Source organism: Streptomyces sp. TRM64462, from assembly GCF_013362995.1.
Lineage (GTDB): Bacteria > Actinomycetota > Actinomycetes > Streptomycetales > Streptomycetaceae > Streptomyces.
Genome location: NZ_JABWDV010000323.1, coordinates 1 through 8279, shown reverse-complemented (window position 1 = coordinate 8279; position 8279 = coordinate 1). Strand labels below are relative to the sequence as shown.

Here is an 8279-nt window from a genome sequence, read left to right as displayed (position 1 = left end):
GGGCGCGGGGGCGGACGGGGACGCGGGCGTGTGGGCGGGCGCCGGAGGGAAGGGCGCGGGGGCGGCGCCGTAACCCCCGCCGGCGGTGCGGAAGCCGGGGTCCGCGCGGAGCCCCGGGTCCGCGGGGATGACGACGCGTCGGGCGCCGGTGATGCGGCGTCGCAGGTCGCCGGCGTCGGCGGGGCGGGCGTCCGGGGCCTTGGCGAGCAGGTCGAGGACGATCCGCTCGAAGAGCGGGGGCAGTTCGGCGCGGTGCGTGCGCGGCGGCTCCGGCGGCGTGTCCCGGTGGCCGACGAGGACGGCCCACGCGTCGTCCTGGTCGAACGGCGGGACGCCGGTGGCGATCTCGTACAGGACGCAGCCCAGCGAGTACAGGTCGCTGCGGTGGTCGACGTGGCCGCCGCTGATCTGCTCGGGCGACATGTAGTGCGGCGTTCCCATGGCGATGCCGCCGCCGGTGAGCCGCGAGGTGAAGCCGATGTCGGCGCCGAGGCGCGCTATGCCGAAGTCGCAGATCTTCACGCCGCCGTCGGAGAGCCGCACGATGTTGGCGGGTTTCAGGTCGCGGTGCACGATGCCCTGCCGGTGCGTGTACGCGAGGGCGTCCGCGACCTGCTCCGCGATGTCGACGACGTCGTGCACGGGCAGCGGGTGGTGCCTGTTGTCCTCCAGGAGCTGGCTGAGGTTGCGGCCTTCGAGGAGCTCCATGACGAGGAAGAGCGTGCCGTCCGACTCGCCGAAGTCGTGGACGACGGTGACGCCCCGGTGCTGGAGCGAGGCGGCCACCCGGGCCTCGCGGCGGAAGCGTTCACGCAGCACGCGGACGAAGTTCGGGTCGTGCCGCGGACCCAGCGGCTTGAGGCACTTGACGGCGACCCGGCGGCCGAGGGACTCGTCCGTGGCCCGCCACACCTCGCCCATGCCGCCGCGCCCGATCACCTCCAGCAGCCGGTAGCGGCCGTGGATCAGCCTGGTGTCCGCCATCGCGTGCTGTCGCCCCCGTCGGTCCGCTCCTCCGCCCTCCCCGGCCCGTCCAGTATGGCGCCCTGTCTGCGGAGTTTGTACGGGGCCGGCCGGGCGTCGGGACCGAGTCTGGCCATGGCTTTCAGGATGTGCCGGGGCGGCCGCTGCCAGCGGAGCCGGCCGGGCACCCGGCGCAGCAGGCCACCGGTGGCGGTGAGCCGGCGTGTGACGGTGTCCGGGGGCGGCGCGGGAGTGCCGTACAGGGCGTGGGCGTACGGGGGCAGGGACTGGTACGCGAGGCCGGCCACGCGCCGCCAGAGCAGGGCACGCGCCGGGACGAGCGGGGCGGGGACGGGCGGCCGGCGCAGGAACGCCTCGACGGCGCGTGCGTCGTCGCCTGCGGCGAGTACGGGCCGTACGGCCGTGAAGTACGCGGCGAGCTCGGCGGCCGTGCCGGGGACTTCGCCGGGGTCGAGGCCGACGAGGCGGGCGGAGGTGCGCTGTTCGGTGAGGTAGCGGTCGGCGAGGGCGTCGTCGACGGGCAGTCCGGAGCGGCGCAGGACGTGGAGGTACGAGTCGACCTCGGCGCAGTGCACCCAGAGGAGCAGCGCGGGGTCGTCGACGCCGAGGAGGCGGTGGACGCGGCGTACGCGCGCGCCGGCGCGTTCGGCGGCCTCGGTGGTGCCGTAGGTGAGGGTGCCGATGAAGTCGGCGGTGCGGTTGAGGCGGCCCCAGGGGTCGTCCATGAACGTGCTGTTGATCATGACGCCGCGTACGGCGGCGGGGTGCAGGGCCTGGAGGTACAGGGCGCGTACGCCGGCGACCCACATCATGGGGTCGCTGTGCAGGTGCCAGGTGACCGACCGGGGGCCGAAGAGGCCGGGGTCGCCGCGGGGTGCCGCCGTGCCGCCGGGGCCGCCGGTTCCGCCGGTTCCGCCGGTTCCGCCGGTTCCGCGCGTGGTGCCCGGAGTGTCCATGGTGTGACGGTACCGCCGGGTGCCGGCCCAGGTCAGGGGTCCGGTCCGGAGGACTCCGCGGGCTCAGAGGACGACGTGCACCGCCATCGCGCCGAGGCCGACGACGACCAGCAGCACGATCAGGAAGATCAGGACCAGCGGGCCCTTGGCCCAGCCGGTCGGCGGGTTGTAGGCCATGTCCCGTGGGCCCGCCTCCGGCATGCTGCTCTCGCCCGGCGGGGTCTCGCCGGGCGGTACGCCGCCTCCGGCGTCCAGGCCGGGGGTGTTCGCGGGGTCGGGGTCGGGGCTGATGTGTGTCATGGCGTACGAGTGCGCATCCCCGGGGCGTTCAATCCCCCGCGATGGGTACCCCGGTACCGGACGTCTCCGCACCCGTGCGGTGGCGGCCCGACGTGTCCCGAGGAGTGGACCCATGGTCTTCGACGCCCGTACCGGATCGCTGTGGATGGAGTACGCGCCGGGGCCCGCACGGCCGGCGCTCGAAGGGTCCGTCGAGACGGAGGTCGCGGTCGTGGGCGGGGGTGTGGCGGGCCTGTGCACGGCGTGGGAGCTGGCCCGTGCGGGGCATCCGGTGGTGCTGCTGGAGGCGGACCGGATCGCCTCCGGCGTGACCGGGCACACCACGGCCAAGCTGTCGGCGCTGCACGGCCTGGTGTACGCGGAGATACACGCCGTGCACGGGGCGCGGGCGGCCCGGCTCTACGCGCGGTCGCAGCAGCAGGCTGTGGAGCACGTCGCCGAGGTGAGCGAGGAGCTGGGCGTCGACTGCGACCTGGAGCGGCTCCCGGCGTACACGTACACGGAGGACCCCGGGCGGGCCGGTGAGCTGGAGGCCGAGGCGGAGGCGGCCAGGGCGGCGGGGCTCGCGGCGTCGTACGTGACGGAGGTGCCGCTGCCGTTCCCGGTGGCCGGCGCGGTGCGGGTGGAGGACCAGGCGCAGTTCCATCCGCGGAAGTACCTGCTGGCGCTGGCGGCGGACCTGGAGCGGCTGGGCGGCCGGATCCACGAGCGGACCCGGGTGACGGAGCTGCGCGAGGGCCGGCCGTGCGAGGTGATCACGGAGCGGGGGTACGCGGTGGTGGCGCGGGACGTGGTGGTGGCCACGCACTACCCGGTGTTCGACCGGTCGCTGCTGTTCCTGCGGATGGAGCCGGTGCGGGAGCTGGTGGTGGCGGGGCCCGTGCCGGCGGAGCGGGATCCGGGCGGTGCGTTCCTGACGCCGGAGGGCGGGACGCGGTCGGTGCGGACGGCGCCGTACGGGGAGGAGGGGCGGCGCATGCTGATCGTCACCGGGGAGAAGTTCCCGCCCGGGACGGAGCGGCGCGAGGGCGAGGTGGGCGAGCGGTTCGCGCGGCTGGAGGGCTGGGCGCGTGAGCGGTTCGGGGACATGGGCTTCACCCACCGGTGGGCGACCCAGGACAACTGGACGCCGGACCGGGTGCCGTACGTGGGGCGGCTGCACCCGGGGGCCCGGCACACGTACGTGGCGACGGGTTTCGCGGGCTGGGGCATGAGCGGCGGGGTGATGGCGGGCGCGCTGCTGGCGGCCCGGATACGGGGGCGGGAACCGGCCTGGACGTCGCTGTACGACCCGGTGCGGCTGCATCCGCTGCGGGAGGTGCCGGCGGTGCTGCGGCTCCAGGCGCAGGTGGCGAAGCACTACGTCACGGACCTGGCGCCCGGCGCGTACGCCGACTCCGTGGACGACGTGGCGCCCGGGCAGGGCGCGGTCGTCCGGGTCGGGGGGCGGCGGGTGGCGGTGCACCGGGACGCGGAGGGGGTGCTGCACGGGGTGTCGGCGCGGTGTACGCACCGGGGGTGCGTGGTGCATTTCAACGACGAGGAGCGCGCGTGGGAGTGCCCGTGCCACGGGTCGCGGTTCGGCGTCGACGGGCGGGTGGTGCAGGGGCCGGCGGTGTGGGGGCTGGAGCGGGTGGAGCTGGAGGACGGGGAGTGAGCGCGCGAACGCCGACCGTGCGTGGGGGCTGGGGTCGGTAGGGCGGCTGCACGCCGGTGGGTCCGCTGTGCCCACCCGTTCCGCCCTTAGCGGAACGTATGCCCACAGCGGACGGGCGACAGGACCGCGAAGCGTGGGGCGGGCCGGGCGCCTGGGGGTGGGGGGCGCGCGGCCCGCCGGGGGCGGGGGTCAGGGCAGGAGTTCGTCCAGGGCTGCCCTGCCCTTCTCGGCCAGCCTGCGTTCGGCCCAGGCCATGTTCTGGGGGTTCACGTCACGCCCGGAGGCGAGGACCAGGTCTTCCGCGGTGAATTCGCCTTCGGCGCCGCTGTGGAGGAGGGCGTCCGGGGTGACGCCGCCCCGTCGGGAGGTCGAATCGGGCTCTGCTTTCATGCCGCCTCCTTGTTCGTCCGGCACTGGCCATTGTCGTCGCCGGTCAGGGGGAACGCATCCCCTCCCGGCCGCGGTCCGGACGATCAGGGCGGCGGCTTCCCGGGGTGTGAGGGCCGCGCCCTCGGCGTGGGCGCGGGTCCGGGCGGCCGGGGCCAGGGCGGCGCCGACCGCCTCCTCCGCGGCGCGGCGCAGGTCGCGCTCGGCGTCCGGGGCGAGGTGGCGGAAGCCGGGGCCCTCGGGATCGTGGGCGTGCCGGTCGTACGCGCCGAGGAGCCGCGCCGCGGTGTGCGGGTCGCCGAGGCGGGCCAGGGCGAGCGCGGCGGTCGGGAACTGGCCGATGACGAGGTGCGGGGCGACCAGGTGGGCCGTGGTCTCCAGGTGCCCGACGGCCTGGGCGACGCGGCCGAGGGCAGCGGCGTGGTCGCCGTCGAGGCAGTCGAGCCAGGCCCGCAGGCCCGTGGTGAAGTCGGCGAACATCTCGGTGGTGCCGGGCCGGAACTCGTTCTCGATGGTGTCGATCTGGGCGCGCGCGAGCCGGGTGCGGCCGGTGTCGCCGTAGTGCTGGGCGAGGAGGAGCCGGGCGGTGCTGATGGCCTCGGCGTTGTGCTCGGCGGCCGCCTGGGCGGCGTCGAGCAGGAGCCGCTCGGCGCGGGCGCGCTCGGCGGGGCCGGTCGCGGTGCGGAGCCGTACGGCGGCGAGTCTGGCCTGGAAGACGGTGAGCTGGGTCGGGGCGCCGATCCGCTCGGCGCTGTCCATGGCCAGCCGGAAGTCGCGGGCGGCCTCCGCGTACCTGCCGGCCCTCTCGTACGCCTCGCCGCGTGCCGAGAGCGCCTCGGCGGTGCCGCCAGGGTCGCCGGCCTCCGTGAGGAGGGCGAGGGCCTCCTCGGCGTCGGCCGGGCCGCCGTGCAGCAGTTTGGACCGCATGAGGAGGGCGAAGCCGAGCTCGCCGGCGTCGCCGTGTGCGCGGCAGCAGTCGACGCAGGCGTCGACGGCGGCCCGGTAGGTGGGCAGGTCGCCGGTCATGAGGCGGACGAAGAACCACATGGCGCCGGGCTGGCGGCTGTTCTGGGGGTGGCCGTGGCCGTAGGCGTCGACGATCGCCCGCAGGTAGGCGCGGGTCTCGGGTGCGTCCATCGCCGTGGTGCAGTGGTGGCCGTCCGTGGCGATGAGGATGAGCCGTGCCCCGCGTCTGGCCTCCCACAGCTGGTCGTCGGGCCAGGGCGGCGGGGCGGCCGTGGCGGGCTCGGTGAGCGGGACGACGGGCGCCACGGGCGGCAGGAACGGGTCGGGGCCGAGGGCGGCGACGGCGGCGGTCCAGGCGCGGGCGTCGGACAGGTGGCCGCGGAGCTGCCAGAACCAGCTCATCGACAGGACGAGGCAGAGGCCCTCCTGCTCCTCGGCGGTGTCGACGGCGGTGCGCAGTGCGGCCCGTACGTTGTCGTGCTCAGCCTCCAGGACGCGCAGCCAGTGGGCCTGGCGGGGGCCCCGCAGCTCCTGGCCGCCGACGCGGGCGAGCTCCCGGAAGGCGGTGAGGTGCCGGCGGCGGACGGTGTCCCGCTCCCCGGCTTCGGCGAGGCGTTCGGCGGCGTACTCGGAGACGGTCTCCAGGAGGCGGTAGCGCATGCCGCCGCTCGCGGGGTCGGGGGTGGCGACGACGAGGGACTTGTCGACGAGGGAGGTGAGGGATTCGAGGGTGGTGGGGGTGGTTGGGGTGGTGGGTGTGGTCGGGGTGGGGCCGGACGGGGTGGTGGCGGCGTCGCAGACCGTCTCGGCCTGGGCGAGGGCGCAGCCGCCGGAGAAGACGGACAGGCGGCGCAGGACGGTGCGCTCGGGTTCGTCGAGGAGGTGCCAGGACCAGTCGACGACGGCGCGGAGGGTCTGCTGGCGGGGCAGGGCGGTGCGGGCGCCGCCGGTGAGGAGCCGGAAGCGGTCGTCGAGGCGTGCGGCGATCTGGCGGGGGGTGAGGGCGCGGAGGCGGGCCGCGGCGAGTTCGACGGCGAGGGGCAGGCCGTCGAGGCGGCGGCAGATCTCGGCGCAGGCGTCGGGGTCGTCGTCCGGGGTGAAGCCGGGGCGGGCGGCGGCGCCGCGGTCGGCGAGGAGGCGGAGGGCGGCGTCGGCGGGGAGTGGCTCGACGGGGCGTACGGTCTCGCCGGGCACCGCGAGGGGCTCGCGGCCGGTGGCGAGGACGGTGACGCCGGGGCAGGCGGTGAGCAGGGCCTCCGCGAGGGCGGCCGCGGCGCCGGCGACGTGCTCGCAGTTGTCGAGGACGAGGAGGAGCCGGCGGCGGGCGCAGTGCTCCACGACCTTGTCGAGCGGGTCGAGGGGGCCCGCGGGGCCCGGCCGGTCGGCGGACCAGCGGATGGTCTCGCGGCCGGCGAGGGTGGTGAGGACGGCTTCGGGGACGTCGGACGCGTCGCGCACGGGGGCGAGTTCGGCGAGCCATACGCCGTCGGGCCAGCGCTCCGGGGCGCGGGTGGCGGCGTCCGCCGCGGCCTGCGCCGCCGCTTCGACGGCGAGGCGGGTCTTGCCGACGCCGCCCGGGCCGATGAGGGTCGTCAGCCGCTGCCGGGTGAGGTCGCCCGTGAGGCGCCCGAGCTCGTCGTCCCGTCCGACGAAGGACGTGAGCCGGGCACGGAGGTTGCCTCCGACGGTGGGTGCGGGGGTGGTGGGGTGCGGCGCGGGGGGCGCGGCCGGCGCGGGTGGCGCGGGGGTGAGGAGGGTGGTGTGGAGGGCGCGGAGCTCCGGGCCCGGGTCGGTGCCGAGCTGGTCGGCGAGGTGGCTGCGTACCCGCTCGTACGCGTCCAGGGCCTGCGCCGTCCGGCCCGCCGTGTGGAGCGCCCGGATCCGCAGGGCGGCGAGCGGCTCGTCCAGCGGGTGCGCGGCGGTCAGCTCGGCGAGGCCGGTCAGGGCCTGCTCCGCGCGGCCGAGCGCGACGTCGGCGGCGAGGCGGTCGCGGCGGGCTTCGGTGTGGCGGCGTCCGGCCCGTACGGCGAGGGGGTCGTCGTCCCGGCCGGGCAGGTCGGCCAGGGCGGGGCCGTGCCAGAGGGCGAGGGCCTGGTCGAGGAGGCGGGCGGCGGCGGCCGGGTCGGCGGCGGCGAGCGCGGTGGAGCCTTCGGTGGTGAGGCGTTCGAAGAGGTGCAGGTCGATGTCGTCGGGGCCGGCGGGGAGGTGCAGGTGGTAGCCGCCGGGGGTGAGCTTCACCGTGTCGGCGCCGCCGAGGGTGCGGCGGAGGCGGCCCACGAGTGCCTGGAGGGCGCCGTGCTCGTCGGCGGGCGGTGTGTCGTGCCATACCTGGGCGGCCAGGTATGGGCCGGGGACGGGGCGTCCGGCCGCTGCCGCCAGGGCGGTGAGCAGCGCCCGCAGTCGCCGGGCCCCGGCGAGTGGCGCCTCGGTGCCGTCGGGGCGGAGGGCTCGGGTGGGGCCGAGGATGCGGTAGCGGGGTGTCACCGGGGCATTCTGCCCGAGCGGGGGGTGGCGCGGCCTCGGGATTACGGGCCGTCGGGGGCTGGGGTGGTCGGGCGGCTGCACGCGCGTGGGTCCGCTGTGCCCACCCGTTCCGCCCTGGGGGTCCCCCCTGGACGAAGTCCTTGGGGGAGGAACGCATGCCCACAGCGGACGCGACCGGACCGCGAAGCGTGACCCGGCGGGCGTGCGGGGCGGGCGGGGCTGGGTCCTGGGTCAGAAGGTGCCGTTGACTGTGGCCTTGGTGCCGGTTGTTGATGTGGTGGTGATGGTGAAGCGGTCGGTGGTGGCGTTGCGGCCGCCTTCCGCGTGGTTGTACTGGGCGGCGAAGATGTGCCGGCCGGCGGGGACGGTGCGGCCGGGGCGGAGGGTCCAGGTGTAGACGAGTGCGCCGGACCGTTCGCGTACGGAGACGGTGAAGTCGTCCTCGGGCAGGGAGCGCCAGTTGCCGGTGTCGGCCACGCCGCCGGTCTGGGTCACGCGGAGTTCGACGGTGAGGGCGGTGAGGGGGGTGGCGTTGCGGAGGGTGA

The 8279-nt window shown here is 76.3% G+C and carries 5 protein-coding genes and 1 pseudogene; 1 reads left to right on the top strand and 5 read right to left on the bottom strand.

Annotated features, from left to right (window positions below):
• The 3 genes from HTZ82_RS16070 to HTZ82_RS16060 form a co-directional block, all read right to left on the bottom strand.
• The coding region (locus tag HTZ82_RS16070; protein ID WP_175410068.1) for a serine/threonine-protein kinase at window positions 1–984 on the bottom strand (984 nt) is incomplete at its 3' end.
• Window positions 966–1940 (bottom strand): oxygenase MpaB family protein, encoded by a 975-nt coding sequence (locus tag HTZ82_RS16065; protein ID WP_175410067.1) that lies wholly within the window; start codon window positions 1938–1940, stop codon window positions 966–968. The genes HTZ82_RS16070 and HTZ82_RS16065, both read right to left, overlap by 19 nt.
• Before the next feature lie 63 nt (window positions 1941–2003).
• On the bottom strand, window positions 2004–2240 hold the full coding sequence (locus tag HTZ82_RS16060; protein WP_175410066.1) for a DUF6480 family protein: 237 nt from the start codon (window positions 2238–2240) through the stop codon (window positions 2004–2006).
• A gap of 112 nt (window positions 2241–2352) precedes the next feature.
• Here HTZ82_RS16060 and HTZ82_RS16055 point away from each other — a divergent pair, with 112 nt between their 5' ends.
• Window positions 2353–3897: an FAD-dependent oxidoreductase gene (locus HTZ82_RS16055; protein ID WP_175410065.1), complete on the top strand. Its 1545-nt coding sequence runs from the start codon at window positions 2353–2355 to the stop codon at window positions 3895–3897.
• A 189-nt stretch (window positions 3898–4086) separates the two neighbouring features.
• Here HTZ82_RS16055 and HTZ82_RS16045 read toward each other — a convergent pair whose 3' ends face one another.
• The gene (locus HTZ82_RS16045) at window positions 4087–7734 is read right to left on the bottom strand and encodes a BTAD domain-containing putative transcriptional regulator (RefSeq protein ID WP_309235512.1); all 3648 of its coding nucleotides are present in this window, start codon (window positions 7732–7734) and stop codon (window positions 4087–4089) included.
• A gap of 231 nt (window positions 7735–7965) precedes the next feature.
• A pseudogene (locus HTZ82_RS16040) lies at window positions 7966–8279 on the bottom strand (hypothetical protein); the annotation flags it as partial.

What these genes read in the sequence shown, in the direction of transcription:
- HTZ82_RS16060 (WP_175410066.1), bottom strand. Translation starts at nt 2,240, where the DNA reads ATGACACACATCAGCCCCGACCCCGACCCCGCGAACACCCCCGGCCTG.
- HTZ82_RS16065 (WP_175410067.1), bottom strand. Translation starts at nt 1,940, where the DNA reads ATGGACACTCCGGGCACCACGCGCGGAACCGGCGGAACCGGCGGAACC.
- HTZ82_RS16055 (WP_175410065.1), top strand. Translation starts at nt 2,353, where the DNA reads ATGGTCTTCGACGCCCGTACCGGATCGCTGTGGATGGAGTACGCGCCG.